Source organism: Rhodococcus baikonurensis (assembly GCF_040489275.1).
In the GTDB taxonomy this organism is placed as follows: domain Bacteria; phylum Actinomycetota; class Actinomycetes; order Mycobacteriales; family Mycobacteriaceae; genus Rhodococcus_F; species Rhodococcus_F baikonurensis.
The window spans coordinates 78739-104592 of sequence record NZ_JBEUOQ010000009.1; the positions used below are offsets into that span (position 1 = coordinate 78739).

Annotated in this window: 26 protein-coding genes; 11 read left to right on the top strand and 15 right to left on the bottom strand. The window is 63.1% G+C overall.

The features are described 5' to 3' along the window. Nucleotides 1-41: 41 nt before the first annotated feature. The 3 genes from ABWI03_RS20930 to ABWI03_RS20940 form a co-directional block, all read right to left on the bottom strand. Nucleotides 42-1280: an HNH endonuclease signature motif containing protein gene (locus ABWI03_RS20930; RefSeq protein WP_298774609.1), complete on the bottom strand. Its 1239-nt coding sequence runs from the start codon at nt 1278-1280 to the stop codon at nt 42-44. Nucleotides 1281-1372: 92 nt separating this feature from the next. Then, nucleotides 1373-1990 carry a response regulator gene (locus ABWI03_RS20935; protein ID WP_019746299.1) on the bottom strand — a complete coding sequence of 206 codons (618 nt, stop codon included), beginning with the start codon at nt 1988-1990 and terminating at the stop codon, nt 1373-1375. Then, the gene (locus ABWI03_RS20940; RefSeq protein ID WP_296554476.1) at nt 1987-3189 is read right to left on the bottom strand and encodes a sensor histidine kinase; all 1203 of its coding nucleotides are present in this window, start codon (nt 3187-3189) and stop codon (nt 1987-1989) included. The genes ABWI03_RS20935 and ABWI03_RS20940 overlap by 4 nt, the downstream gene beginning before the upstream one ends. Nucleotides 3190-3303: 114 nt before the next feature. Here ABWI03_RS20940 and ABWI03_RS20945 point away from each other — a divergent pair, with 114 nt between their 5' ends. From ABWI03_RS20945 to ABWI03_RS20955, 3 genes are all read left to right on the top strand, one after another. Next, a complete protein-coding gene (locus tag ABWI03_RS20945; protein WP_235170943.1) occupies nt 3304-4350 on the top strand; it encodes an ABC transporter permease in 1047 nt (348 codons plus the stop codon). A 2-nt stretch (nt 4351-4352) separates the two neighbouring features. Continuing rightward, complete coding sequence (locus tag ABWI03_RS20950; protein ID WP_435054148.1) at nt 4353-5087, top strand: ABC transporter ATP-binding protein; 735 nt, start codon at nt 4353-4355, stop codon at nt 5085-5087. Between the two features lie 111 nt (nt 5088-5198). Then, nucleotides 5199-5639, top strand: a complete 441-nt coding sequence (locus ABWI03_RS20955) for a PAS domain S-box protein (protein ID WP_003943598.1) — start codon at nt 5199-5201, stop codon at nt 5637-5639. Nucleotides 5640-5645: 6 nt separating this feature from the next. On the opposite strand, the gene ABWI03_RS20960 is transcribed toward ABWI03_RS20955, so the two are convergent. Further along, nucleotides 5646-6272, bottom strand: coding sequence for a TetR/AcrR family transcriptional regulator (locus ABWI03_RS20960; protein WP_003943606.1), 627 nt, complete (start codon nt 6270-6272; stop codon nt 5646-5648). A gap of 51 nt (nt 6273-6323) precedes the next feature. Here ABWI03_RS20960 and ABWI03_RS20965 point away from each other — a divergent pair, with 51 nt between their 5' ends. Both ABWI03_RS20965 and ABWI03_RS20970 read left to right on the top strand, forming a co-directional pair. Then, on the top strand, nt 6324-7280 hold the full coding sequence (locus tag ABWI03_RS20965; RefSeq protein ID WP_298774595.1) for a saccharopine dehydrogenase family protein: 957 nt from the start codon (nt 6324-6326) through the stop codon (nt 7278-7280). 317 nt (nt 7281-7597) lie between these two features. Beyond that, nucleotides 7598-8371: an SDR family NAD(P)-dependent oxidoreductase gene (locus ABWI03_RS20970; protein WP_298774594.1), complete on the top strand. Its 774-nt coding sequence runs from the start codon at nt 7598-7600 to the stop codon at nt 8369-8371. 29 nt (nt 8372-8400) lie between these two features. Here ABWI03_RS20970 and ABWI03_RS20975 read toward each other — a convergent pair whose 3' ends face one another. The 5 genes from ABWI03_RS20975 to ABWI03_RS20995 form a co-directional block, all read right to left on the bottom strand. Next, nucleotides 8401-9693 carry a YcaO-like family protein gene (locus tag ABWI03_RS20975; RefSeq protein WP_298774591.1) on the bottom strand — a complete coding sequence of 431 codons (1293 nt, stop codon included), beginning with the start codon at nt 9691-9693 and terminating at the stop codon, nt 8401-8403. After that, the gene (locus ABWI03_RS20980) at nt 9690-11027 is read right to left on the bottom strand and encodes a YcaO-like family protein (protein WP_298774589.1); all 1338 of its coding nucleotides are present in this window, start codon (nt 11025-11027) and stop codon (nt 9690-9692) included. The genes ABWI03_RS20975 and ABWI03_RS20980 overlap by 4 nt, the downstream gene beginning before the upstream one ends. Next, on the bottom strand, nt 11020-12450 hold the full coding sequence (locus ABWI03_RS20985) for a CocE/NonD family hydrolase (RefSeq protein WP_298774587.1): 1431 nt from the start codon (nt 12448-12450) through the stop codon (nt 11020-11022). Before ABWI03_RS20985 ends, ABWI03_RS20980 begins: the two co-directional genes overlap by 8 nt. Next, a complete protein-coding gene (locus ABWI03_RS20990) occupies nt 12447-13259 on the bottom strand; it encodes a hypothetical protein (protein WP_298774586.1) in 813 nt (270 codons plus the stop codon). Before ABWI03_RS20990 ends, ABWI03_RS20985 begins: the two co-directional genes overlap by 4 nt. A 94-nt stretch (nt 13260-13353) precedes the next feature. Next, nucleotides 13354-13542, bottom strand: a complete 189-nt coding sequence (locus ABWI03_RS20995) for a streptamidine-related RiPP repeat protein (protein ID WP_003943543.1) — start codon at nt 13540-13542, stop codon at nt 13354-13356. Nucleotides 13543-13634: 92 nt separating this feature from the next. Between ABWI03_RS20995 and ABWI03_RS21000 the strand changes: the two genes are divergently transcribed. From ABWI03_RS21000 to ABWI03_RS21020, 5 genes are all read left to right on the top strand, one after another. Continuing rightward, nucleotides 13635-14894, top strand: coding sequence for an MFS transporter (locus tag ABWI03_RS21000; RefSeq protein ID WP_298774583.1), 1260 nt, complete (start codon nt 13635-13637; stop codon nt 14892-14894). 84 nt (nt 14895-14978) lie between these two features. Next, nucleotides 14979-16046 carry a FecCD family ABC transporter permease gene (locus ABWI03_RS21005; RefSeq protein ID WP_298774581.1) on the top strand — a complete coding sequence of 356 codons (1068 nt, stop codon included), beginning with the start codon at nt 14979-14981 and terminating at the stop codon, nt 16044-16046. Beyond that, nucleotides 16043-16837: an ABC transporter ATP-binding protein gene (locus ABWI03_RS21010; RefSeq protein WP_298774579.1), complete on the top strand. Its 795-nt coding sequence runs from the start codon at nt 16043-16045 to the stop codon at nt 16835-16837. Before ABWI03_RS21005 ends, ABWI03_RS21010 begins: the two co-directional genes overlap by 4 nt. Next, nucleotides 16834-17814, top strand: a complete 981-nt coding sequence (locus ABWI03_RS21015; protein ID WP_298774577.1) for an ABC transporter substrate-binding protein — start codon at nt 16834-16836, stop codon at nt 17812-17814. Before ABWI03_RS21010 ends, ABWI03_RS21015 begins: the two co-directional genes overlap by 4 nt. Further along, nucleotides 17811-18494 (top strand): SagB family peptide dehydrogenase, encoded by a 684-nt coding sequence (locus tag ABWI03_RS21020; RefSeq protein WP_298774574.1) that lies wholly within the window; start codon nt 17811-17813, stop codon nt 18492-18494. Before ABWI03_RS21015 ends, ABWI03_RS21020 begins: the two co-directional genes overlap by 4 nt. A 1-nt stretch (nt 18495) precedes the next feature. Here ABWI03_RS21020 and ABWI03_RS21025 read toward each other — a convergent pair whose 3' ends face one another. The 4 genes from ABWI03_RS21025 to ABWI03_RS21040 all read right to left on the bottom strand — a co-directional run bounded on the left by ABWI03_RS21025 (nt 18496) and on the right by ABWI03_RS21040 (nt 22206). Further along, nucleotides 18496-18780, bottom strand: a complete 285-nt coding sequence (locus tag ABWI03_RS21025; protein ID WP_095969406.1) for an SHOCT domain-containing protein — start codon at nt 18778-18780, stop codon at nt 18496-18498. Next, nucleotides 18777-19229, bottom strand: a complete 453-nt coding sequence (locus ABWI03_RS21030) for a DUF6325 family protein (protein ID WP_298774571.1) — start codon at nt 19227-19229, stop codon at nt 18777-18779. The genes ABWI03_RS21025 and ABWI03_RS21030 overlap by 4 nt, the downstream gene beginning before the upstream one ends. Nucleotides 19230-19232: 3 nt before the next feature. Further along, on the bottom strand, nt 19233-20879 hold the full coding sequence (locus ABWI03_RS21035; protein ID WP_298774569.1) for an MFS transporter: 1647 nt from the start codon (nt 20877-20879) through the stop codon (nt 19233-19235). A 79-nt stretch (nt 20880-20958) separates the two neighbouring features. Then, on the bottom strand, nt 20959-22206 hold the full coding sequence (locus ABWI03_RS21040; protein WP_298774566.1) for a hypothetical protein: 1248 nt from the start codon (nt 22204-22206) through the stop codon (nt 20959-20961). A gap of 18 nt (nt 22207-22224) precedes the next feature. Between ABWI03_RS21040 and ABWI03_RS21045 the strand changes: the two genes are divergently transcribed. Then, nucleotides 22225-22812, top strand: a complete 588-nt coding sequence (locus tag ABWI03_RS21045) for a DinB family protein (RefSeq protein WP_298774563.1) — start codon at nt 22225-22227, stop codon at nt 22810-22812. Between the two features lies 1 nt (nt 22813). On the opposite strand, the gene ABWI03_RS21050 is transcribed toward ABWI03_RS21045, so the two are convergent. Both ABWI03_RS21050 and ABWI03_RS21055 read right to left on the bottom strand, forming a co-directional pair. After that, nucleotides 22814-24376: a YfcC family protein gene (locus ABWI03_RS21050; RefSeq protein WP_124566904.1), complete on the bottom strand. Its 1563-nt coding sequence runs from the start codon at nt 24374-24376 to the stop codon at nt 22814-22816. After that, nucleotides 24373-25749 carry a M20/M25/M40 family metallo-hydrolase gene (locus ABWI03_RS21055; protein WP_124566903.1) on the bottom strand — a complete coding sequence of 459 codons (1377 nt, stop codon included), beginning with the start codon at nt 25747-25749 and terminating at the stop codon, nt 24373-24375. The genes ABWI03_RS21050 and ABWI03_RS21055 overlap by 4 nt, the downstream gene beginning before the upstream one ends. Between the last annotated feature and the right edge of the window lie 105 nt (nt 25750-25854).

The following is a 25854-nucleotide window of genomic DNA, read 5'->3' on the forward strand; positions in this document are numbered from 1 at the left end:
TTCTCCCCGGTGCATACGCTGGCATTTTCAGTTATGTCCGTTCAGGCGGCTGTCGGTGGGCTGTTCCCTCCGATCGGCTGCTGATACGGGTCGATCGACATCGGCGGATAAAACACCGACTTCCGATCCGCTCCGATCTCCACTCTCCATTCCGTGTGGTGCAGTGTCCGGTGATGGTGGCCGCACAACAAGATCAGATTATCGAGATCTGTTGGGCCACCATCATTCCAGTGAACGATATGGTGAGCATCGCACCACCCCGACGGAGTCCCGCACCCTGGAAACGCGCACCCACCATCCCGAACTGCCAACGCCCGTCGCTGCGGAACGGTCGCGGTTCTCGCTTCCTTGCCGCAGTCGAGCGGAACACCGTTCTCATCCAGGAGGATCCGGGTGACGGTGCAATCGCAGGCGAGCATCCGGGCGGTGTCGATACTGATCGGGCCCACCCAATCCGTCCACGCGAACCCGAGTTCTTCGGTCGACGGCAGGAGGTCTTTCAGAGCTTGCAGATCTGTCATGTCTTTCGCACTGGCCGTTACCGTGACGTGAGGTTTCACCCCACCCTCGATCGGACCCAACCCCGCCCGCTCGTACCGACGCAACAACTCACAAAACCCGTCCGCGCGTCGTAAAGCAGGAGTGCGAGTGTCCTTGACGCCGTCCTTCTCCGGTGTCGGAGCGGACAGGCTAGACAACAAGGTGATCAGACGGGCCCCGTTCACAGCATCCAAGTCACCCTTCACAGAGACCCGCCCGTACAAGCCTTTCGAGGCGTAGAACTCATTGCGCTCCGAATCCTCGCCGACCGGAACTCCGTCCTCACGCTTGCCGTACTGCTTCTCGATCCGCCGGATCGCCGCCCGCACCGCATCACAATCGGCAATGTTCTTCGACGCCAGGCCGAGCAGGATTCCGCGGGCCTTGTCCACATCGGCCAGGGTCATGTTCTTCGGTGGATGCTGACAAAACGACGCCACCTGCCGGGCCTTCAACGCATCCACATCACCCCGGTGAAACGCATCGCCCACCACAGGTTCGAGCATCAACAACCGCGCCAACCCGACCAGCAGACTGCACTCCCCGATCTCCAGATTCGTCGAACCATGCAACCACTGCGCGATCGCCCGGAAACCCTTCCCGCCAAGAACATCCCGGGAAAACATCTCCACGATCAGCAACACCATCCGCGACTGCAACTCGTGCCGGGCGCGCACCAGATCCAGAACCTCACTCTTGAGGTCCTCACCATCCAGCTGCCACGCATCCCGACTGTCCATGCGACAATCATATTCGAACAAAGATTCGAACACAAGGGAATCGAAATCGAAAATTGCTGCTGTACAGCTACTTTCGACAAGTCGGACAAACGTCAGATCGAACCCAACTCCCGTGCACGAGCTACCGCCGACGTCCGCGACTTCACGCCCAACTTGCCGAAGATGTGGACCAGATGCGATTTGACTGTGGTCTCGCTCAGGAACAGTTCTTTACCGATCTCGCGGTTGGAGCGTCCCGCCGCCACCAGCTTCAGCACCTCGATTTCTCTTGGGCTGAGGCTGGTTTCGGGCTTACGGACGCGAGTCATGAGCTTCGACGCGATGGCGGGGGAGAGAACGCTGTCCCCGCTTGCGGCGGCGCGGACGGCCGACAGCAGCTCGACCGGTGGAGTGTCCTTGAGCAGATAGCCGCTGGCTCCGGCTTCGACGGCGCTCAAGATGTCCGCGTCCGTGTCGTAGTTGGTCACGACGAGTACGTGCGGCGGATTCGGCAGCGCGCATACCGCGCGGGTGGCGTCGACCCCCGTCTTGCCTGGCCCGAACCGCAGGTCCATGAGCACGAGGTCGACCGGCGTGGTGGCGCAGAAGGCTATGGCTTCCTCGGCGGTCCCTGCTTCGCCGACCACCTCGATGTCGGATTCGCTTTCGAGCAGCGCTCGTAGCCCGGCGCGCACGATCGCGTGATCGTCGGCGAGCAGCAGGCGGATCACTGTTCACCGGTTTCGAGGGGAAACGTCACCGCGACGGCGGTGTGTCCCGGCTCGGACTCGATGGAGAACGTTCCGCCCTGCAACTCGACGCGTCGTCGAATTGCGTTGAGGCCAAAAGATTCCGCCGGTCCACGGTCGAGGACTTTCACGTCGAAGCCGCGGCCGTTGTCGACCACGTCGAGGCTGACTGTGTTGTCGGAATAGGTCAGTGTCACAGCCATTCTGGTTGCATTTGCATGGCGGAGAACATTGGACACCGCACCCTGCGCGATGCGCACCAGTGTTGCTTCGAGGGGCATCGGCAGCCGGATTGCCTCACCTTCGACCACGGAGCGCGCTTCCAGTTCAGGACTGCTCGCGCGTTCGCAGATTCGACGAAGCGCATCGGCGAGCGATTGACCGTCCAGGGCCGCGGGTGTCAATTCGGCTATGAGTTGGCGGGTTTCGGCAAGACTGTCCGCAGCGGTTTCCCGTGCGAGGCTGATCTGACGGATGGCCGGGCTCTCCGGATCGGCGCGTTCGGCAGCGTGAAGGAGCATCTGGATGCTCGAAAGTCCTTGGGCTACGGTGTCGTGAATCTCGGCCGCGAGTCTTTCGCGTTCCGCGAATTTTCCGGCATCGCGAGACGTCGACGCCAATTCTTCACGGGTGTTCATCAATTCGTCGATGAGACGACCGCGCTCGGCTGCCTCGCGGTACAGCGCTTGATAGCCGAGACCGATGGCAACCGCCACGGCGGCGCCGATGATCGGGCCGACGGCGCCGGCGATCGTCCATCCACGATGCAGCCCGGTGCCGATCACGGCGACAGCTGTTGCCGCGGTGACGGCTAGCAGGCTCCAGGGGCGTCGCAGAATATGGAGATAGAGGAAGAAAAGTCCGAACGCGAGGTAGGCGGCGTCGGCGGATACCGCCATCGTCGCGATCCAGACGAGGGTCAGCACCGCTAGCCACCAGCGGGCAGCGTTGCCGCGCAGCCTTTTGGCGACTCCGAACAGATAGACGGCAACAAAGATCACGGCCAACGCGGTGATTGTCGCGGTCAGGTCGGATTCGTCGATCAGCGCTCGAAGAAACACCACACCGGCCAGCGCCATGACAAGGACATGCAGGCCCAGTTGTAAGCCGGCGAAGACAGGCGTGAGCGGAGATCGGTGCATCTCGCCCAGCTTAGCGAGGTTCGGGCCTGGTTCATCCATCAAAAGTTGTAAACCGGGATGGTTCTTTCGAGCGCTGGAATGTCGATCCGAGGTGCGATGGAAAGAGTCTGCATCCGCGAGAGCGTAGAGGCAAGCACAGGAAAGGAATTCACAGTGTTTGTCGCAATGAGGGACTTACGGGCAGCGCGAGGTCGTTTCGCGCTGATCTCCGTCGTGGTTCTGTTGGTTGCACTTCTGGTCAGTTTTCTCAGTGGGTTGACTGCAGGACTTCGCCATCAGAACGTGTCGGCCATCGAGGCCATGAATGCCGACACGGTGGTGTTTGCCGACACCGGAGCTGGGGCGTCGTTCGACGAGTCGGCGCTCACGCAGGACCAGGTCAACGCCTGGGCCGGCGCCGCGAAGGACGTCGATCCCGTCGGAATCGGCCGCGGCAAGGCAGGATTGGCCGACGGAAATCAGAAGTCGGTGGCCCTGTTCGGTGCTGACGGCGGTTTCGGTGACGTAACGCCGTCGGCGTCAGGCACGGTGGTGTTGAGCGAAGGTGCCGCCCGCGATCTGGGGGCGGCCGCCGGCGACCAGGTGAGCGTCGGTACGCAGCAGTTCACCGTCAGTGACGTTCGCGGCGACGACTGGTACAGCCATTCGCCTGTCGTCTGGATGACGCTCGATGACTGGCAGGCGGCCAATCCACGCGGCGGAGTTGCGACAGTACTGGCTGTCAGCGGAGCCTCCGACGCTTCCGCAACGGACAAGTCAGCCGCGACGACGTCGACGACGGTCAGCGGTTCGCTTGACGCGATCGGTTCGTACAAATCGGAGAACGGGTCGTTGACCCTGATGACGCTCATGTTGTTCGCGATCTCGGCCCTGGTGATCGGTGCGTTCTTCACGGTGTGGACGATCCAGCGAACCCCGGACATCGCGACGTTGAAAGCGCTCGGCGCAACCACCGGTTCTCTGGTACGCGACGCACTGGGTCAGGCCCTCATCGTCCTGATTGCCGGCGTCACCGTCGGAATCGGGCTGACGGCCGTGGCCGGCTCGCTGATCGGTGACGCCATGCCGTTTGTGCTGGACGCATCCACCACCGTCGTACCTGCCGTGGCATTGATCGGACTCGGTCTGCTCGGCGCGGCCTTTGCACTTCGATTCCTCTCGACCACCGATCCACTCACAGCATTGGGGAGCGCACGATGACCATGACAACCGGCACCACAGTTCTCGACATCCAGAACGTCGATCTGACGTTTCCCGACGGGCAATCGCGGGTGACGGCGCTGGACGACGTGTCTCTGCGGCTGCACCGCGGCGAGATCGCCGCGATCACCGGACCCTCGGGTTCGGGCAAGTCCAGCCTGTTGTCAGTGGCGTCGACCCTGATCCGTCCGGATTCCGGGCACGTCTATCTCCGGACGCCGGAAGGCAGCACCGACATTGCAGCGCTGAGTCGGCGGGCGGCGTCGGAACTGCGACGCTCGTCGATCGGGATCGTCTTCCAGCAGTCCAATCTCGTGTCGTCGCTGACGGCTCTGGAACAGCTCGAGGTGATGGCGCATCTTGGGCAGTCCGTGTTCACCTCGCGGGCCCGCCGCACAGACGTGAAATCAAAAGCGATGGATTTGCTGGACGCTGTCGGGCTCGCGGATCAGAGCGGAAAACGGCCGTCCCAGCTGTCGGGCGGACAGCGACAGCGGGTCAATCTCGCGCGGGCATTGATGAACGATCCGCAGCTGCTGGTGGTGGACGAGCCCACCAGCGCGCTCGATCAGGAGCGCGGTGCCGCTGTCATGGATCTGATCATCGGGGTGGTGCGGGAACACGAGGCGGCAACCCTTCTCGTGACACACGACCGAAGTCACCTGTCTCGGATGGATACTGTCTATCGTGTTGTTGACGGTTCCTTGACGGAGGATCAGGAGGCGCTCGCGGCGTGACTCAGGCGGGCACGATTCGGGCATTCGTCACTGCATCCGGGCGGGAAGTCAACCCGCGATTTGCTGGGCAGTTAGACTGTTGTCGACTCGGGCAACTTGAGAGGACGTGTTATGGAACGCCGCCGCAACGTTGCGCAGCCGCCACAATCGCCGATCGCGGATCTGGAGCAGATGCCTGCCCTGATTCTCCTCGACAGGCTTCCGGTGCCGGTCATGGCCGTTCACCGCGACGGCAGCATCGTTTTTGCCAATCCGTCCTTCGCTGACATGCTGGGATATCCCAAGAAGGCCGTCTCGGCGTTGCGTTTGCAGGACATCCTCTACGACAAGGATGCCGACGACGTCAGTGCCGAGCAGGCTCATCGTGAACTGAGTTCCGAGCCGGGTTCGGTCAAGGAGTTCGTGCACTCGGACAGCACGTTGGTGCGGGCGACGGTCAGTCAGTCGCTGCTCCGACGGGACGACGACACGATCACGCTTGCCGTCCTCCACGATCTGACGGAGCGCCTGTGGAACAACCCGCGGCACATCGACGACAAGCCCACCAAGTAGACCCGGTTATTTTCGGGATTTGACCGTCCGGTCCAGGCCGAGGGTTGCAGCAAGGGTGTTGACCACCCATTCTTCGTACTGTTGGCCGGTCCAACCTGCGCCGACCACGAGGTCGGTGTACGTCTCGGGGCTGAGTAGCGTGAGTGCCACGTTGACGGCTGTTTCGAGGTCGACGGTCGGTGCTTTTTCGACGATGCCCACCATCAGATGTTCCTGAACCGTGCGTCGTTGAGTGCGGTTGATTTGCCACAACCGGGCGGCGTCCTCGTCCGCGGAAGCAGCGGCCCGCAGGGCCAACAGGATGTCCGCGGTGCGCTCCAGAATGAGCCGTCCGTGGTGAACCTGAATCCGGAGTTGCCCGAGTGGATGTGGGGCGCCGAGCGCTGCCGCCACCCACGGACGGTCGAGAGTGGCCGTCTTTTCCTCGTCGCCCGCAACGGCCACGTCGAGCAGTGCTGACAGCACGCTCGGCTTGTTGCCGAACACGAAATAGACACTCTGCACCGACACGCCCGCCGCCGCGGCGAGCTGCTTGATCGTGGCGGCCGCGTAGCCGGGATCGACAAAAACTTCGCGCGCTGCCTCGATGATCTTGCGCCGCGCCGACGTGTCTTCCCGAAGTACCTCAGTCATGATTAGAGTTTAACTCTAGAGTCGAACTCTAGCGACTCGGGAGGCGAAATAATGACGAAGGTTCTGGTACTCGGTGGCTACGGTGCCGTCGGGGTTCCCCTGATGAAACAACTCGCGAAGGTCCCCGAAATCTCCGCGTACTCCGCCGGGCGCGATCGTGCTCGCGCTGACGTCGTCGTTGATCTTAAAGAGCCCGGCGCGTATTCGGCTGTGGTTCGAGACTTCGATGTCGTGGTGAATGCCTCGGGTTTCGAGGACCTTCGCCTGGCAGAAGAAGCGGTACGCAGTGGGGCGGCATTCGTCGACGTCACCGCGACCTCGAACTACTGCGAAGAACTGGAAGCGGTCGACGGACCTGTCCTGATGGGCGTCGGGTTGGCGCCCGGATTGACCAGTGTCCTTGCCGCCGAGGCGCATCGACTCGGCGACGGACCCGTGGACATCATGATCGGCCTCGGCGGAGGAGAACTACACGGACCGGCCGCGACGGCGTGGACGTACGGGATGTTGGGCACGAGTTTTCCCGATCCCGGCGGGCGATCGATCCGGAACTACACCGGAATGAAGAGCTTTCGAATGCCGGCCGATGCGACCGGCTACCGCACCGGCCCTGCTGTGCGGGCCGATTTTTCGGACCAACATGCCCTGACGCGCGACCTTGGCGTACCGGTGCGGACGTACCTGCGATTGGACACGTCCACCGCGACGCTTGGGCTTGCCGCCATGACGTGGGCGCCCGCTCTCCAGAAGGTGGTGCCGAAGAAGCTGTGGGGTTCGGATCGTTGGGTAGCGATGGCTCGAACGGATACGGGCCCGGCACTGTGGGTTTCGGGGCGTGGCCAGTCGGCCGCGACGGCAGCAATCGCCGCGCGCGCAGTGCAGGTGCTTGAAGGCGCCGCGATTTCGAAGCCGACGTGGTTTCACTCGCTGGAGACCGCCGAGTCGTTGCAAGCTGCGGTTCCCGAACTGTCGGTGCGGCAATGGGTGGGTGCGAGCAGCGAACGGTAATCCACCGTCGTGCCACCAGTTCGAGTCCGAAGTCTTCCGATTCCGGAAGTTCGCCCACCCGATCGAGACTGTAGGCAGGCCGTCGGAACGCCCCGGTTCGACGTCGAGGGTGCGGGAGTTGCCGACTGTGATCTATGGTTTCAGTTGCAGCGCAACATAGTTCAAACCATCATGATCCAAATGACTTGATACTCGACCCTGTCGAGTCACTCGGATCGGCTCCCGCGTTTCAGTGAGGAAGAACGGAGTGGTGGTCGAACGCACGTCGAACTCAATCGCGCTGATCCCGCTCGAATTCACCTGTAGAAAGGCTCATCATGAGTACACCGTCCGCCGATACACGCCGGGTCGCTCTGGTCACCGGAGCCGCATCGGGAATCGGTAAGGCCACCGTCGAACTGTTCGCCTCGCGTGGGCATGCCGTGGTGGCCGTCGACGTCTCCGAACGTGGGCTGGAATCTCTGAATCGACTCGACGGCGTGGTCACGGTAGTCGGTAGTGTCACCGAGGAGCAGGTCAACAAGGCGGCTGTCGATGCCGCACTCGAACACTTCGGCCGACTCGACACTGCCGTCCTCAATGCCGGGACTGGGGGCACACCTCCGCTCGAGTCTCCCCGTGCCATCGAGAATGCCGACCGCATCATCGGCGTCAATCTTCGGGGTCCCATCCACGGACTGCGGGCCGCGATTCCGGCCCTACGCGCAAGCCAGGGCTCTGCCGTCTTCACCGCGTCCGTCGCCGGTCTGCGGGGTGATCCCGGTAACTGGGCCTACAACGCCACCAAAGGCGCTCTCGTGAATCTGGTGCGCGCCTTCGCAATCGACTATGCCGGGGTCGGCGTTCGGATCAACGCCCTCGCGCCGGGTCTGACCCGGACCGGGATCACTGCGAACGTCACTTCCGATCCGACACTGCTGGCGGCAATCGAACGACGAATTCCTCTGGGCCGATTCGCCGAACCTGTCGAGCAGGCGGAGGCGATCTGGTTCCTCGCGTCCCCCGCGGCGAGCTACATCACCGGTACGACGCTCGTCGTCGACGGGGGTCTCGACGCCAATCTCGGCATCCTTCCGTTGCCGGAACCGTGAGCCCACGCCATCACGGCCTGAACGAACTGTCAGTGCGGCAATGGGATGGTGCGAGACGGATGTCCGGCAAGACTGTCGACTAGTCGCGGCGATCCGAGAAACGGCAATCCGGCGGCCGCATTGGTGAGACAACCGGGTACGACGACGCGGACGACATGCAGGCCAGTTCGGAGAACATCAGTAGTGGTGAGGTCGACCCATGCCGGCCTGAAACCCGAGCCTGTCAGTGCGCTTTCGGTGTCGATGGGTGACGTCAGAGAGTCGAGTTCCACCTCGCCGTCGACGGCACCTGCCAGCTCACTCTCGAATCGTGTTTGGATCTCCGGGTCCAGGTGGAGTTGCAAGTGGCATCCGTAGTCCATGACGTCGGCAAAGTCCGATCGGTAGACGTCCGCGTAGCGTCGATCGGCTCGCCACGGCGCAAGCGGGCTGTTCGGGGAGGCTGCGGCTCGACCGATGCCGCTCTCCGGGTCGTCGTAGTCGGCGGAAAGAAGTTGCAGCTGAAGCGCTTCGCCGAGCGACTTGAACGCAGCGGTCTGTGCGTCCTCGTGGCAGGCGGTTCCCATGGTGGAGTATCCGGTGCGGTGGTCGCGGACGAGGGCGCCGAGTACCGGGATCCCGAAATCACTCTCGAATGCCAGCCATCTAGTCGACAGGGTTTCGTGATTGCCCAGTCGAAGGAGCTGCTCTGGCATCCCGGTGACGATCCGAACGCCGCGCCTTCCGGTCCAGGAGAGCGTCATCGCGTCGCGCTCGACTATCTCGCGCAGTGCATTCCGTATCGCGAACCTCGTCGTGGGACCGGCGGCGAGACCCGCCTGAGCCACCGGTGAGATCGCCGGGCCCGTCCGGGCGACGAAATGAGGATAGGAACCCCAGACGAGTTCGGCCGGCACCCAGATATCCGAACCCGTGATCAGGTCGACTCCGAGAGTCCAGTCCATCTCCAGATCGTCGGTTGGTTCGACGAACGGGAACCGTGGCTGCGCGTACTGGGTGGCGCCGAAACGCGCGAGTCGTGACAGGTCGATGCTTGCGCCGATCACCGTCTCGGCTGATCCGCGGACGATCGGTTTGGCGACGATGTTCCCGCAATATCGTTCCACCGCTTCACCTATTGCGGCAGCGGTAGGTCGCGCACGGTCACCGAGATCGAAGCAGTATCCGGCACCCGCCGAGTCGCTGGACCAGGGTGAGAAGCGTGCCGAGTCGGAGACATACGAGTGAATCAGCTTGAACTCCGGCGGAAAGTGCTGGGGAACAACGGCGTCGACCAACTCTCGAATGATCCCGGTTCGGCGGTCGACGAGCAACGACCTCATGCGAGAGGGACCGGCAGATGCAGATGGGTGGTCGATGCGCTGGTCAATCTGCTACCTCCAAGAAGGGGAAAAGCTGCCGGGGCATTGTTGTACAGGCCGGGCGAGTGGACACGGACGACGTGTAACCCGGCGATCGAGATGTCGCGAGTGGTGAGATCGACGGAAATCGGCTGGTGCCCTCGGGACGTCAGGAGAGCAATCAGAGAATTCAGATTCAACGGCGCCTCGTCGGGAATCTCTGATACCGAGCGTGTTTCGGTGTAGTCGAAAAGATGCTCTTCCGCTGCCTCGGCCATCACGGGGTCGAGATACAGCTGGGCGACGGTCGGCAGATCGACGACGTCCTTCCATCGCGCCTCGAATTCGTCTCGGTAACGACGGTCGGTCCGAAAGGGTTTGTACAGGTGCGCGGGCAGCGTTCCGTCCGCCACGCTGCGCCAGGTCGGTCCGTCGGGGTCGGCGAGGTCGATCGTGATGGCCAGTACGGCGTACGCCTCGACAAGGGCCTTCGATACTGCAGCTTCCACGGTCGGTCGACAAGCCGTGCCCAGGGCGACCAGTCCACGTCGGTCGTCCCTGATCCACACTGCGGCGACGGGAATGCCGAAGGGGGAGGGAAGCAGCAGCACTCTGACGCGTCGAGTGTCGCTCTCCAGATCTCCGAGCTGTCGGTGCGCGGGCAACCGCTCCCAGTCGGCGAGTTCGACTGCCGGCAGTGACCGGTCTCCGCACCACCACAGTGCGGTGGCATCGCGTTCGAGAAGTTCCAGCAGAGCTGACATCTCGGCCTCGGCGCGTGAGCGCCCCGCAGCGATTCCGGCGTACTGCAACGATGCGATCGGTGGTTCTCCGCGACGGGCGCCTGTGTAGTACCCGAGATACGTCAGGGCTGCAGGCACATAGGTGGGCACTTTCTCGTCCATGGTGTGACCGAGTGCCCAGCGAATATCCAGGGCAGAGGTGAAGGGAACAAAGGGGAACCCGGCAAGGCGGTACTGGTCCTCGCTGTACAGCGCGAAACTCGCCGGATCGACGACCCGTGCACCGGACCGCTCCAGCGCCGACGCGCTGCTGCGGACCAGATCTTCGGGGATCACGTTGCCGCAATACCGCTCGACGGCCTCACCGGTTGCCGCGCCGCGGGCCGCGGCGTCGTCGCGTATCGAAGCCCCGAATCCGTAAGGGTCGGCGCGGAACCGTCTGCTGCCGCCGAAGTTGCGGGTATCGGCCACCCTCGCGGCCCACCCGACCCAACCCGTCGGCATGTCGGAGCGAATGTGGGGGTCGAGTGAGGTCAGTACGCCGCTCCGGGCGTCGACGAGCAAGTCATTCACCGTCAGTTCCTCCGAGTATCGGCAGGGTCAACGACCCGGAAAATGATTGGTGCAGTGCGGTACAGCGGGTTCCCCGATAGCGATCGCCGTCTCCCAGATTGCGTGCGAGGCGGGGGAAGTCCGAGCCGGCGATCTGCAGTGACAGAACGTCACCGGGACGCAGGGTGTGCAACACGGGATCGAGATCTATGGTCAACGTGCCGGAGCAAAGGCTGACGCCGGCCCCACGAGCGATCGACCTGCTGACTCCGGCGCTGTCGACGATGCTCAGCTCGACGATCCAGTCGGCTTCGCCCTCGGGCGAATGCACTGTCAACTCCGCCGAAGGCGTTCCCGACAGCACACACTCGACCTCCATGTCGAAAGTCCAGACAACACAGTCGTTTCGGCCCTCGTCCGCGTGGTGCGTGAAGCTGAAAGGTGCCGTCCCCGGATCTGGTTCGAGACGAACGCGATTCGCGCCCATGACATACGGTTCGGTCGACCATTCGCCGGCACCCCGGTCGAACACCCGATTGATGGTCGCGGGCCGCGCCGAGAATATCGATTCCATCCACTCGACCTGAAGGTGGCCGAAACTTGTCTCGCCGACCATTCCGGGGCGGAGGTCATGCGCCCAGGGGCCCACGATCAAACTTTGTGGTCCGCGCTCCACGGATGCGTAGTGTCTCAGCGTCTCCCGGATCATCGCGTCGTCCCAACCTCCGATGTGTAATCCGGCGACATCGAGTTCGGACAGGTCGTCCGCGGAGACGAGATCGTCGCTGCCGTACGGCTGGCGTTCACGAGCCCGGTTGATCGGCGTCACCCAACCCGGCGAATCGGAGGTCAGGCCGACCTTCTCGATCATCGACTGCGCCGGGAGATGTTCCAGCAAAGCTGAATCCGAGCGCATCAGAGCCGGGATGAATCCCTCACGGGAGGACGAGGAATCTCCGTGCTCGCCCCACCACGCCAGATGCTCGGCGAGGAGAAGTATCCCCGACGGATCACGTTTGACTCGATCGCTTCCGATGGTCGGCACTTTGGAGACGACGGCGTCAACGCGAAATGACCGATCGGCGCTGTTGGTCTCGGCAGCAAATGCCCAGGCGGTTCCTGCCGCGTACGAAGCCCCGCTGGCGATGACGCACTTCGGCGTCCAAGGCTGATCCTGCAGCCACTCGGCCAGGGCGGCGCCGTCCTCTCGCTCGTGGACGTACGGTTCCCAAGAGCCGGTGGAATCGTGCCGCCCACGCACGTCCTGACAGAGGAACGCAATTCCTCGCGATCGCCATTCGATTCCCTCGGCCAGATGCCACCCACGCCCGTACGGGGTGCGGATCACGATCAGCCCTCGAGGTGAAGACTCTGATGGGAGAAGCACATCCGTAGCGAGCAGAGAACCGTCAGCGGCCGGAACCTCGACACCGAGGGAGATCACCGGAGCGTCGGCAAAGGGTCGAGAACGCCGCCTGGCAGTGGTAACACGGGATGGCGAGTCGTCATGAGGGTTCGTGGATTCATCCGGATCTGGTGGTGAAGGTGTGATTGCGGTGCGCCGTAGGAACCAGCCACGACGACCGAACATGCAAGTGCACTGACCATTGCGGCTGCGGTGGGCGAAAGTTCAAGCGGACGGCGGTCGCTGCCGGCGAGGTGTTTCCACAGTGCCTGCAGATGATCCGGTACACGCGACGCGGCAAGCCGTCGTCCGCAGACGTCCCGGTAGCTCGAGCTGTCGATTCCGTCGAAGAAGGGGCCTATGTATATCTCGCCCAGCTCGGAGTGGACGCGTTGCCACGGAGTTCGGCTGCGGCGGCACCAGGTATCGAGTTCCGACCACGCGTCGTGAGGGGGAGCGTCGGCAACCGACAGTACGAGGTCCGATGCCGCAACGTCGTCTTCGATTGGCGCAGTGGTGAATATGACTTCGAGATCCGGAAGAGCTTCGGAGAGCAGGGCGATGCAGGCATCGGCAACGGGCCCGGTTCCGTCGACCAGTACATGTCGGAGGACTGGAATCTCCGGTACTTCACCTGGAACAACCAGCACGCCGCGTGCGAGGAGGGCGTCGGCGATCTCGATCGATCCCGCGCCGAGCGGCGAGTTCGACCGTCGGAGGAAGCTGTCGAGTTCCGCGAGATTTTCGGCAGGCGCACCGATCGTGACTGCGTTCTCGTCCGGTGTCAGGTAGTGCCAAGAACCGTCCGGGGTCGGGTACAGCTGGTGTCCGTCGGCGAGGGCGTACACGGATCTCCTTGTCGAGGCCCGCACCCGACGAGTCGGATGCGGGCGGGGTCATCAGCAGATCAGACTGTCGAAACAGGCTGGATCAAGGAAGGTTTCAGCTCTGGAAGCTGAAAGGGTTGTCGACGAGAGCGTTGGTACCCACACCCTGCAGAGCGTGTGCTGACGTAGCCTCGGCAACCGGCTCGAAAGTGAACGGGTTGTCGACGAGGGCATTGGTGCCGACGCCCTGGAGTGCATTGGCCGGAGCCGAGTTGGAGACGCTGTCGAACGAAATGTTGCTCATTGTCATCCCTTCCGTAATGGAAACCATTTCCATTACGATGCCACCGTACGAAAGATCGCGACGGAGAGCAACAGGTACAAGAGAGTGCATACATGAGCGAGACCCCGACGACGGGATCCGTCGAAGCGCAACCACATGTGTTTCGGGACAGATCGTTTCGATTGTTCTTCACCGCCCGCACGATTGCCGTGGCCGGTGCGGCGGTGACCGGAGTGGCCATGCCGATCCTGGTGTTCGACATCAGTCGGTCTCCGTTTCTCACCTCGCTCGCGGCCGCTGGGACGGTTCTGCCGTACCTCGTGTTCGGTTTGTTCGCCGGCGCGGTGGCAGACCGAGTCGATCGGCGCACGGTCATCCTGTGTGCGCAGGCCGCAGCTGCTCTTGCCTTGGCGAGTGTTCCGGTGGCCCAGGCGCTTGGTGTCTTGACCGCGTGGCATGCCGTCGGCGTATCGATGTGCATCGGAACGTGTTTCGTGTGGTTCGACGCTGCAGCTTTCGGAGCGCTGCCTGCTCTGGTCGGTCGGCAGAGGATACCGGCCGCCAACAGTGCGCTGTGGACGGCCGGCACGCTGATCGATGTTGCCTTTCCGGCGATTGCCGGAGTGCTCGTGGCATCGATCGGCCCGGCCTACGCATTGGGTGCTGATGCGCTGGCCTATGTATTGGCCGGACTGGCCATGGCGTCGATCGGAGCCTCGTTTTCGATTACCCCTGCGGTGCCGAAGAAGTCGGAACCTGGAATTGCGCGTGACATACGCGAAGGCCTCAGCTTTCTCTGGCAGTCTCCGCTCCTGCGAGCCTTGACCGGCGTCGGCTTCGTCAATTCGCTGACGCAGGGCGCTGTCACGGCGCTCCTGGTGGTGTACGCGACCGAGAGGCTGGGGATTTCGACGTCGAGTCCGATGATCGGGGCCGTGTGGACAGCAGTCTCCGTCGGTGGTGTGGTGGGCGCAGTCTTGCTCCCGCGCCTACCGGCGCGGTGGCCGGTAGGGGCGATCACGATCGGTGCGTTGACCATCGCCCCGGCGGTGCTGTTCGTAGTTGCGACAACCAGCAACACCGCCTCCGCGATCACTGCTCTGGCCGTCTACTCCGGCTGTGCGACTGTCACCATCCTCAATGGGATCGGTGCACGGCAACGCCTGACGCCGGATCGCCTTCAGGGCCGGGTGAACACCACGGCGCGGATGGTCGCCTGGGGTGGTTCGCCGGTGGGTGCCTTGATTGCCGGGGTAATTGCCGGACGGTGGGACATCGGCACCGCTTACCTTGTTGCGTGCATCTTTGCGCTGGTCGGGGCACTCTTCGCATGGGCGAGCGCTCTGCGGTCCGACCCTCACCCGCACAGATGAGCATGTCACTATTAATGAAAACGACTGTCGTTATGGTTAGATCCACCTGTTCACGACTGCGAACGCCACTAACTCAGGAGCGCGATGACGCTGACCAGCGAAGCAGTACCTGACGCGCCGTCGCGTGCACACCCCGTCGGCCAGCGTGGGTACGGTCCGTTTCTATTGGCCACGGCCGTTGTGCTCGTCGCGGTCTCCACCGTCGCAGTGTGGTCCGGTGCTGCGTCGCTGTCCTTCGCCGACGTGTTCGCAGTGTTGTACGCTCACGTCGGTGGCCCGCCGGTCGATCCACTGCTCGATCGGATCGTATGGGGACTACGGGTCCCGCGCATTCTGATCGCGGCATTGGCCGGCGCAGGGTTGTCTCTGGCCGGCGCCGTGCTGCAAGCATTGGTGCGCAACCCGATTGCCGATCCCTACATTCTGGGTGTCGGTTCGGGAGCGTCCTTCGGCGCGGTGCTGATCATGACGACGGGCATCGGAACCGGGCTGTCGATCGGTGTCCCGGTGGCGGCCTTCCTGGGAGCGATGATCTCCCTGATCGCGGTTCTCGTTCTGGGCAGGCGCGAGGGAATGCTCGTCCCGCTACGCATGGTCCTGGCCGGTGTTGCCATCGGCTATCTACTTTCGGCTGCAACAAGTTTCGTGCAGCTGCGTGCCGACCCGAGCCAGCTTTCGGGAGTGCTCTTCTGGTTACTCGGTTCGGTGAGCGGGGCAAGTTGGTCGGATCTCGGTGTGTCGGCCGCGGTAATCACCTTGTGCGCAGCGGTGTTGCTGACGCAATCGCGCCAACTCAATGCGCTGGCGATGGGTGACGAGAGTGCGCAATCGGTAGGCGTCGATGTGCGTCGTACCAGATTGCTGTTGCTGGTGATCGCGTCGTTGCTGACCGCTGTGGTCGTATCCGTCGCCGGCGGAATCGGTTTCGTGGGGCTACTCGTGCCGCACGCCGTACGGCTCCTCGTCGGATCCGATCACGGCAAGCTGCTCCCCGCCACCGCGCTCGTCGGCGCCACCTTCCTGGTGATCGTGGATCTTGCAGCTCGAATGCTGGATGCGCCCAACGAATTGCCACTCGGGATCATCACCGCGGGATTGGGCGCTCCGTTCTTTCTCTGGTTGCTTCGACGGGACGGCGGTGCGCAGTCGTGAGATTGTCGGCCAGCGGAATTCAGATCGTTCTGGGCGGGCGCCTGGTGATTTCGGGTGTGGATCTGGAAGCACCGGAGGGAAGTGTGGTCGGGCTCGTCGGACCGAACGGCAGCGGAAAGTCCTCCCTCCTGCGCGCGTTGTATCGCTCGATGAAGCCTCGAAGCGGAGTCGTGAAGGTGGACGAGGTGAATGTCTGGGACGATCTCTCGCCCCGATCGGCTGCCCGCATCATCGGTGTCGTCGGGCAGGAGCATTCATCCGACTTCTCGTTCAGTGTCCGCGAGGTTGTCGCGACGGGCCGAACGCCGCATCACAGCGCGTTCTCCCGACTGGGTGAAATCGACCGGGACATCGTCAGTGCCGCACTGGCACGAACCGGTATGCGCGGCTTCGAATCACGGCTCTTCGCTGAACTGTCCGGTGGTGAGAAGCAGCGTGTGATGTTGGCGAGGGCCATTGCTCAACAGCCGTCGGTGCTGGTCCTGGACGAGCCCACCAACCACCTCGACATCCGCGCTCAGCTCGAATTGATGGAACTGGTCATCGAACTCGGTACCACGACGGTTGTCGCGATCCACGAGCTTGCTCTGGCCGCCGCCTATTGCGACTACGTGTGTCTGCTTTCGGAGGGTGCGGTTGTCTCGTCGGGCCCGACCGCCGAGGTTCTGACCGAGGATCTGTTGTCCGAAGTATTCGGCGTTCAGGTGCATCTCGGCACTCATCCGTTGACCGGTCGTCCCCTGCTCTCGTTCGCCCCTCCGCTCCTACCTACGAAAGAAGCAGTGTCTTGAAAACATCGAAACGTACTGCCGCGCTGTTCTGCTCGGCAGTAGCTACCACAGCTGTACTGACCGCCTGCGGGAACTCCACTGTGGATTCGGCGGCAGCGTCCTCCGAGAAGATCACTGTCACGAATTGTGATCGTGACATCACGTTACCGACGTCGGCTGAAAGGATAGTCTCGCTGTATCCGTCGATGACGGAGCTTCTGATTCAGCTCGGCGCCGCCGACCGCATTGTCGGACAATCGAATACCGACCTCTCACCACCGAGTCCCGATCTCGCGCAACAGTTCGCCGCCGTGCCGGTACTGAGCACCGGAGTTCCCGCGAAAGAAGCACTGCTCGACGCCCGTCCTGATCTGATCGTCTCCGACGGCGAATACTGGTTCGACGGTGACCGATTGCAGAGCATGGACGAACTACGCGACCTCGGCATCCCGATTTTCGTGAACAGCGGCTATTGCCACAAGGCAGTCACCGAAGGACGGATCGACGACGTCTGGTCCGATCTCGACGCTCTCGGCGCCTTGACGGGAACGAGCGACGAAGCGGCAACTCTCCTGGCAGACGGCAAGAAGTCGCTCGCCGCCACCGAGGCGTCCGTGGCCGGGAAGGAGCCGGTTCCCACTGTGATGCTTCAGGTTTCGGAGGGGCAGTCCTACGCTCTGGCAAGGGGTCTCTACAGCAGTGTGCTCGAGGCGGCCGGGGGAAAGAACCTCTTCGAGAGCGACCTCCCTGACGGAAAGTACTTCGGCCAGGTAGCGACGGAGTCGGTACTCGCGAAGTCGCCGCAGGCAATCCTCGTCGTCTACTCCACCGAGTCGACGCGGGCATCCACCCTCGAGGCTGCCCGCACGGCATTTGCCGGCACTCCCGCCGCGGCGTCTAATGCGATCTTTGCCGTCCCGGAGGCGTGGTTCGCAGGCGAGTTGGTATCGATAGACGGCGCTGCCGAGGTTTCCCGCCTGCTGCACCCGGGTTCGTGACCGCACTCGAGCGGATCGAGGCCGTCGTATCGCTGCATGCTGCGCTGGACCGGACGGTGAGTCCGTCGGAGCGACCGTTCGACGAGGGCGCACTGCCGCCGGTGACGTCTGAGTTCGTTGAATTACCGGCCCCGACGCCACTACCGGCCCGGGACTTTCCGGACATCTTGCAGGCACGACGGAGTCGCTACAACCCGGCAGCAGTTGCGTTGGGAGCAGTCGAACTGTCAAATGTGCTGCACCACAGTCTGGTCAGTAGTCCGACGGCCGGCGGGATGCGCGAACTGACGGTGTTGATGGTTGTCACCCAGCCCAGTGATCCGCTCGGAGTCGGGGTGTACCGATACGCCCCGGACCGCGCCGAAGCTGTCCGGCTGGGCGACGTACGAGAGCACCTTCGTGCGAGCCTTCTCCAACCCGAGTTCGTCGACGTGTTCCCGGTTCTTCTGTTCGTGGTCGCCGACGCGGAAGCACCGCTCGAGAAGTATGCGATGCGGCACTACCGCACGATGCACGTGGATGCCGGTGTGCTGGTTCAGAATCTGTACCTGGTGACCGAGGCGATGGGACTTGTGGGCTGTGCCATCGCAGGATTCACCGATCCGCGAGTGGCATCTCTGTTGAATCTCGCGACGACGCAGCTTCCCGTCATGGCTTTTGCCCTCGGGCGGCCCGGCTAGTTCAGGCGAGAATGCGCGCCTTCTGGGTCTCGAACTCGGCGTCCGTCAATACGCCGGCGTTCTTGAGTTCGCCCAGCTTGGTGAGCTGTTCGATCTTCGCGTCCATCGACGCTGTCGGGGCTGCCTGCGGCGGCAGGGGCGGTAGATCCGGAATCGGCGGCACCGGCTGGGCCTGGGCTGCGCGAGCCTGATCTTCGGCGGCCCAACGGGTCCGCTGACGGCGCTGAACATTGCCGTGAATGGAGCTCGCGACGGCTACCCGGCCGGCTCGCCTCAAGAAACTCATGCGTCCTTCTCCGTATTTTCCGGTGCGGTGTTGTCGAGTGCATCAGCCAGTTCGTCCAAGCTCAGGTGACCTTCGGTGACAACCTTTGCGCCGCTGCGTGTCCAGGCATCGATGGCAGGCAGTATGGCCAGTTCCTCGTAGACGAGTAGGGCGGCAACACTTCCGGCGGCCAACTCGTCACCAACGGCAGCGATGTCGCCGGCGTCGAGCAGTCCGGAGGCAGCGCCGTCGAACTGCGCCAGATCGAAATCTTCGAGTTCGAAGGTGGAGGCCGGTACGACGGATACCGATCCGTCGGCGGCCTTGGTGACGAACTCGAGGTCGAGGATGCGGATCGCTCCGGAGTCGACGAGAGTGAGCAGCTGCTCGAATCCCGCGGAGGTCGGTGCACCGCTGGGAAACTCGACGGCTACGTATTCGATGGGGCCGAACTGGTCTGGGTTGGACATCGGTTACTTCTTGCCCTTCGTGGGTTGCGGTTCTTCCAGAGCAGGTACTTCGTTGGGCATGCGCCCGGCCGGAATGACGGCGAGCAGAGAGAGTCCGGCGAGTACGAGCAGCGAGGTTCGCAGTGCGCGCAGGCGCGCTTCGGTGTTGATCCGGATGGCTTCGTCGATCTGCGCTTGTGTCGCCGAGGTGTTTTCGAGCGTCACGACGAGTTGATCGTTCGGGACGAAGTTGACCTGGTCGAGATTGATCCCGGACTCGACCTTGAGCGATGCCGGGATGGTGGGGTTGTCGATCAGCTGCGCGCTGACGAGGGTACCGAGGATTCCGACGGCGAACACGCTGGCCACCGCGATGCCGACGCTGCCGGACATGTTGTGTACCAGTCCTCGCCAGGCACCGACGTCACCGGCCAGTTCCTTGGGGGCTGCGGTGAGGAGGGTGTTGAACACCAGCGCAACGATGGCGCCCTGCCCGAGGCCGAGAGTGATCAGCCCGATGACGACGAAGATCTGATGCCAGTCGCCACGAATGGTGAAGGCCAACAGGATGAGTCCAGCGGCAACAACGACGAACCCGGCTCGTGCGATCAGGCGCGGGGAGTACGTCTTGTACAGGCGCGCGACGACGGTGCTCGCGATGAAGATCGAGAGTGTGTACGGGATGATCGAGAACGACGTCTGCAAGCTGGTGCGGCCCTGGATGATCTGCATGTACAGCGGAATGAGGAAGTTGGCCGCCGTTCCCACGAACATCATCGTCGCCATGCAGATCGTGGTGGCGCGCTCGGCGCCGGTCTTGAGAACGTCGAGGTTGAAGAGCTGAGGCTTGTTCTGTGCCTTGCGGCTTCGCGTCCACTGGAAGAAGCCCTGCGCGCAGATGGTGCCGAGGACGATCAGGATTGCCGCGGGTGAAACACCGATGACCGAGAACGGCGCAGAGTCGGTGGCAAGGATGACGCCCCACGAGTTCAGGCCGCTGAATCCGAAGCTGAGCAGGATGACGGCAACGGCAGCAATGGCGGCGCCGGCCCAGTCGATGGTGATGTCCTTCTGTGGGGGAACAGGTTTGACACGGAAGCTCAGGATCAGGTTGACCACGGCGAGCGCCACGACGAGAGCGAACGAGTAACGCCACCCGATCGTCGTCGCGAAGGAACCGGCGATGAGCAGTGCCAGCACACCGGCTGCTGGGATTGCTGCTGCCAGGTAACCGATGGCCTTTGCCTGCTGATCGCCACTGAAGTTCGTGGCGATGAAGACCGTCAATGCGGGAGCGATGAGGGCGATCACTGCGCCGGACGCAGCTTGCGCCACGAACAGCATTGCCGGGCTCTGACTCAGAGCAACCGCGGCCATCGCGAGGCCGTGAATCGCGACCGCAATCTGGAAGACCGAACGCGTTCCGTACCGGGCGCCGATCTTGGCTCCCAGCAGAATGAAGGCAGCCATGGCGAAGGTGCCCGCGGTGATCGCGGTGCCGACACTTGTTGCGGGCGTGTCGAGGTCGGTGGTGATACCGGCCATCGAGACGGTCAGGGCGTTGACGGCGAACGACGCCTGGATCTGGGTCAGGACCACCACGACGAGTGGTAGCCAGGAGGCGGTACTCACGGCGGCCGTTGTGGCGGCTGCGCCAGGCTTTACGGACATGATGGGTCACGCCTTCCTCGACACTGCGTGTACTCGGGGTGTACTCGCGACGTGCCCGGATCAGCCACGCACGGTTACATTAGCCGGAATTGTGCTGAATGGTCGCCTGCAGGTGGTTGGTTTCTTCGCGGTAGACCACCATCTCCCGTTGCAAGGCGCGTCGGAAGCGTGGTTGCTCGGCCACGAGTACGGCCAGGACGGTCAGCAGCAGCCAGGTAGCCGCCGCGCTCGCGAGGAGCAACAGGACCGGAATCCATGGTCCGCCCATTTGCTCGAGCAGCGTCGTCTTGGCCCAGACTCGCCAGTAGAGCATCAGATTGACGATCAGTCCGACACCGTAGGAGATGAAGAAAGACAGCAGGAACTGCTTCCACGTGCCGTCGTGGCGCCGTGCCGTCATCGGTTCGGCCCGCAGCGGCAACGCCACGGACATCACGTTGGCGACGCCGAGCCACAGCAGGATCATGGTCAGCACCTGACCGCACGCCTTCACCAGATCAGCGCTGCTTCCGGAGCGCCAGGCGAGGACGGCGCTGAGCAGGAACCCGGCGCTGCCGACGAGAAGCAGCATCACCGCGTTCTTCGCGACCAGTACGTGCCAGAGCCTGGTGCCGCCGGACAACGCAGCACGGACGCGGCCGGCGTCGAAGCTGAGTGCATTGGTGCACACGACGCTTCCGACCACACCCGAGAGTGCGTACAGCGCAAGGTAAGGCAGTCGATCTTCCTTGGCGTCCCACTGGAAGAGGCGGATGAAAGCCAGGTATGCCAAGCCCATTCCGAGGCTCAGCCCCAGCCGAAAAGCGATCGACCGAGGCTTGCCACTCACGACGTGCCGTGCTTCCTCACGGATCCGCGAGCCGAGACCCTGTACATGCCGGACGACGGGGTTGCCCGAGGTCAGCGGGACGTAACCGCGAATCGCAGCGGCGACGGTATCGGTGTCACCGGCATCGAGCGCAGCGACGCGTGCTTCGAGAACCGCAAGGTGGGCGGCGCGCAGGGCTATCCGTGCAGTGGTGACCGCGGCAACGGCGTCGGCCTCGGCCTGCGCGGCGGTACCGATGGTGGCGTCGGCGGGAAGCGGTGGTTGCAACCGGGTGATCAGTTCGAGTTGGTGCGCCATGTGCGGCGAGGGCGACAACCCACTGTACGACGGTCGGCTCAGCGCAGTTCGTTCGTCGTCGAGCGAATCGCGGACGGACGCGGCGGCTTTGCGGACCGCCGTCGGGTTGTGCCAGCGCACCGATCTGGCGTCACGCTCGGCGGCGACGGCCCGGGAGGCAACCTCGGTCAGATCCTCCACCGCTGTCAATGTGTGCTCCACTCGGTTTAGGTTGGTTTCATGACCACCAACTCGGAAAAGGAAGATCTCCGGCGGTACCTGCAGGCAGCGCGCGACGTGCTCGTCTGGAAGCTCGACGGGCTGTCGGAGTATGACATTCGGCGTCCGATGACCCGGACAGGGACCAACTTGTTGGGTCTGGTCAAACACATGATCGGCGTCGAGCTCGGGTATTTCGGTCCGACGTTCGGCCGACGTGTTCCCGATCTACCTGCGTGGTTGCGTTCGGAGGAACTCAACGTCGACATGTGGGCCCGCGCCGACGAGTCCAGGGCCGACATCGTCGAAACCTATCGCCGTACCTGGGCTTTCGCCGACGCCACGATCGAGGAGCACGATCTCGATGCCCCCGGCTTCGTGAAGCATTGGCCGGAGAATCGGCGCGACGTCACGTTGCATCGGATACTCGTTCACGTCGTCACCGAGATCCATCGGCACGCCGGCCATGCGGACATCGTCCGGGAGTTGATCGACGGCGGAGCGGGGATGAAGGCGGGCGACGACAATCTGGCTCCCGGTGATCAGGCGTGGTGGGCCGAGTACAACGACCGTCTGGAGACGGCGGCACGCGAGGCCGACCACGCCTGAACTACTCGAATACTGCTGCCGCCCCGATCACCACGACGACGATCACGAAGTTGATCAGCAGGAGTGGCCAGACGAAGCGTAGGAACTTGTCGTAGCCCACCTTCGCCATCGCCAGCCCGCCGACAACGACGACGTTGGTCGGGGCGACCATCAGCATCAGGCCGTGGCCCATCTGGAAGGCGGTGATGACGAGTGCGCGGCTGACTCCGGCGAAGTCGCCGAGCGGAGCGAGCAGCGGCATCGCCAGGGTGGCGTGACCGGAGCTGGACGGGATCAGAAACGCCAACGGGATGTTGACGAGCATCACGAGGATCGCGAAGACTCCGGCCGAAGCGCCGCTGACCAATTGCTCCATCGCATTGAGGATGGTGTCGAGGGTTTCGGTGTTCGTCATGATCACCGAGACGCCGCGAGCGAGCAGGATGACGATTGCCGGGCCGACCATGTCGCCGGCTCCACGCGTGATCAGGGAGACGATTTTCTTCTCACCCATCTTCGCGACGATGCCGACGAGAACTGCGGCGAGGATGAACAGCATCGCCAATTGCGGGAACCACCAGTTCAACTCGAACCAGTAGGGTTCGGTGGTGGTGACGTGGTACGCGTCGTACTCGGCCGGTCCGGTGGTGGCTCCGAAGATGCTCGACCAGGGGATGACGGAGAAGATCATCAATCCGAAGGTGAGCCCGGTGATGAGCAGCACCAGCTTTTGAGTTCCGGTGAGCTTGCCGTCGATGTCCACCGGCTCGGCCGGCTCCTCGTCTTCGTCGTCCTCGATGTCGAAACCGACGAGCGACTTGGACGGGTCCTTCTTCACCTTCGCGGCGTAGCGGAGAACGAATACCACTGCTACTGCGGTCAATACGATCCACAGGATCACGCGCAGCACGATGCCGTCACCGATGGAGACGCCTGCTTCACCCGAGGCGACGCCGATCGAGAACGGGTTGACCGTCGACGCCATGTTTCCGACCAGTGCGCCGAGGATGATCATGGTGGCCGCGACCATGCGGTCGTAACCCAGTGCCGTCATCAGCGGTATGAGCAGGGCGTAGAAGCCGAAGGTCTCGACCGAGAAGCCCATCGTCGAACCCAGCAGCGAGAACAGCACCATGATGACGGTGATGAGCAGCCAGCCCTTGTCGCTGAGCTTGGTGGCGAGTTGGGAGACAGCGGTTTCGAGGCTGCGGGTGGCAAAGCTGACGGAGATGAACGCACCGAGCGCCATGATGAAGAGGACGACGCCGACCGAGCCGAAGAGCCGTCCGATGTTGTCGGTGTCGACGAACCCGGTGATCGAATCCTGCACGCCGTACAGGCCGTTCACGGGGGAGAGGATCAGCTGCTGGATTCGTTCCCAGAACGAGAGCGGAGACGTGACGGTCTCGAAGCTGCCGGGAACGGGTGAGCCGTCCACGTCGACGCCGAAGCGTCCGGCCGGAATGAACAGTGCTGCAACCCAGACCAGGACGGTGACGATCGCGAGCATCGTGACCGCACCGGGGAACTCGAACTTCTTCTTGGCCGGTGTCTGCGCGGATCCCGTGTCGGTCTCGGTGCTCATTTCTTCCCCTCGAAGGTGTGTGCATACTCCTGAAAGAACAGGGCTTTGGCGACGACGGCCTTCTCCAGCTCGTCGAGCAGGACGCGTTCGTTGGGGCCGTGGATGTTCGCGTAGCCGTCGGTGGCGCCGAACAACAGCTTCTCAGCGGTCGGCACTGCTGTATCCAAGGCCATGACGAGGGGGATCGATCCGCCGCCTGCCATCAGTCCGGCCGGCTCACCCCATGACTGCGAGAGTGCTGACAGCGCTGCGTCGAAGGCCGGTCCGCCTTCGGCCGCGGCAAACCCGTCGCCCGTTTCTCCTGCAGTGACGGTCAACGCCAACCCGAAGGGCCGCAAGGCTTCCAGGTGCCGGACCAGAGCAGCCTGCGCCTCGGTGGCAGGTTGGCGCGGGTGCACGCGCAGATTGATCACGGCGCGGGCGGTGCTGGCGACGGCATTGACGGCACCGTCCACCGGAGGAGCGTCGATTCCGGTCACGGTGACGGCCGGGCCCGACCAGATGCGTTCGCCGATGCCGCCGGTGCCCAGTAGCGGAAGCCCGTCGCGGATCTCGGCGAGGGTGCGAAACTCGTCCTCGGTATATGAACTGCCGGTCCACGGTTCGCGCAGGAGGCCGTCGACGGCGACGTCACCGTTGTCGTCGTGCAGCGACGCCAGTGCGCGGATGAGCGCGAGGCGGGCGTCCGGTGCGGCGCCGCCGTAGAGGCCGTTGTGCTTGTCGGCTCCGAGAGTGGTGAGTTCGACGATCACCTGGGCGGATCCGCGCAATGCGACGGTCAGAGTCGGCGATCCGGGGCGAACGCTGCCGACGTCGGCGATGACCATTGCGTCGGCCGCAAACAATTCGGGGGCTTCGGGCGGATAGTTGTCGAAGGGGCTGCCGAATTCTTCCTGGCCTTCGATGACGAGCTTGACCGTCACCGGCGGCTTTCCGTCGAATACGCGAAGTGCGCCGATCATGCCGATGACATTTGCCTTCGAATCTGCTGTACCGCGGCCGTATATCGCGCCGTCGCGTCTGGTCGGCTCGAAAGGCGGAGAATCCCAGAGTTCGATGTCGTCGGCGGGAACGACGTCGTAGTGCGAATACATCAATACTGTCGGGGACCCGGCGGGGCCGGGAACTGTTGCGATGATGACGGGCGCGGTTTTACCTGTTATCTCGAGTTTCTCTATCTTCGTGACTCCGGACTTTTCCAGTAGAGAAACGATCAGGTCGTGAGCCTCGAACAGGGGTTTGCTGGGGAAACCCTCTGTTGCTATCGACGGAATACGAACGAGTTCGACAAGTTCCGACTCCAGTTCCGGCATCAAAGCTGCAACTGTTTCCTTGATTGTGGAATAGGAGGGTGAGGCGGATTCTTCCGGCACGGAACTGACTCCTTCTGGGAAAGGCGAAAAGCATTAGAGGCAGAGTCTTACACCCGATATATGGGCTGTGAAAGGGCAACCCGAACAAAAGATCCAATTCGGTCG

Coding starts and splice junctions, on each gene's coding strand:
- ABWI03_RS21000 (WP_298774583.1), top strand. CDS start 13,635: ATGAGCGAGACCCCGACGACGGGATCCGTCGAAGCGCAACCACATGTG.
- ABWI03_RS20930 (WP_298774609.1), bottom strand. CDS start 1,280: ATGGACAGTCGGGATGCGTGGCAGCTGGATGGTGAGGACCTCAAGAGT.
- ABWI03_RS21050 (WP_124566904.1), bottom strand. CDS start 24,376: ATGAGCACCGAGACCGACACGGGATCCGCGCAGACACCGGCCAAGAAG.
- ABWI03_RS20955 (WP_003943598.1), top strand. CDS start 5,199: ATGGAACGCCGCCGCAACGTTGCGCAGCCGCCACAATCGCCGATCGCG.
- ABWI03_RS21045 (WP_298774563.1), top strand. CDS start 22,225: ATGACCACCAACTCGGAAAAGGAAGATCTCCGGCGGTACCTGCAGGCA.
- ABWI03_RS20940 (WP_296554476.1), bottom strand. CDS start 3,189: ATGGATGAACCAGGCCCGAACCTCGCTAAGCTGGGCGAGATGCACCGA.
- ABWI03_RS20995 (WP_003943543.1), bottom strand. CDS start 13,542: ATGAGCAACATTTCGTTCGACAGCGTCTCCAACTCGGCTCCGGCCAAT.
- ABWI03_RS20960 (WP_003943606.1), bottom strand. CDS start 6,272: ATGACTGAGGTACTTCGGGAAGACACGTCGGCGCGGCGCAAGATCATC.
- ABWI03_RS20965 (WP_298774595.1), top strand. CDS start 6,324: ATGACGAAGGTTCTGGTACTCGGTGGCTACGGTGCCGTCGGGGTTCCC.
- ABWI03_RS21030 (WP_298774571.1), bottom strand. CDS start 19,229: ATGTCCAACCCAGACCAGTTCGGCCCCATCGAATACGTAGCCGTCGAG.
- ABWI03_RS20950 (WP_435054148.1), top strand. CDS start 4,353: ATGACAACCGGCACCACAGTTCTCGACATCCAGAACGTCGATCTGACG.
- ABWI03_RS21035 (WP_298774569.1), bottom strand. CDS start 20,879: ATGTCCGTAAAGCCTGGCGCAGCCGCCACAACGGCCGCCGTGAGTACC.
- ABWI03_RS20970 (WP_298774594.1), top strand. CDS start 7,598: ATGAGTACACCGTCCGCCGATACACGCCGGGTCGCTCTGGTCACCGGA.
- ABWI03_RS20975 (WP_298774591.1), bottom strand. CDS start 9,693: ATGAGGTCGTTGCTCGTCGACCGCCGAACCGGGATCATTCGAGAGTTG.
- ABWI03_RS21005 (WP_298774581.1), top strand. CDS start 14,979: ATGACGCTGACCAGCGAAGCAGTACCTGACGCGCCGTCGCGTGCACAC.
- ABWI03_RS21025 (WP_095969406.1), bottom strand. CDS start 18,780: ATGAGTTTCTTGAGGCGAGCCGGCCGGGTAGCCGTCGCGAGCTCCATT.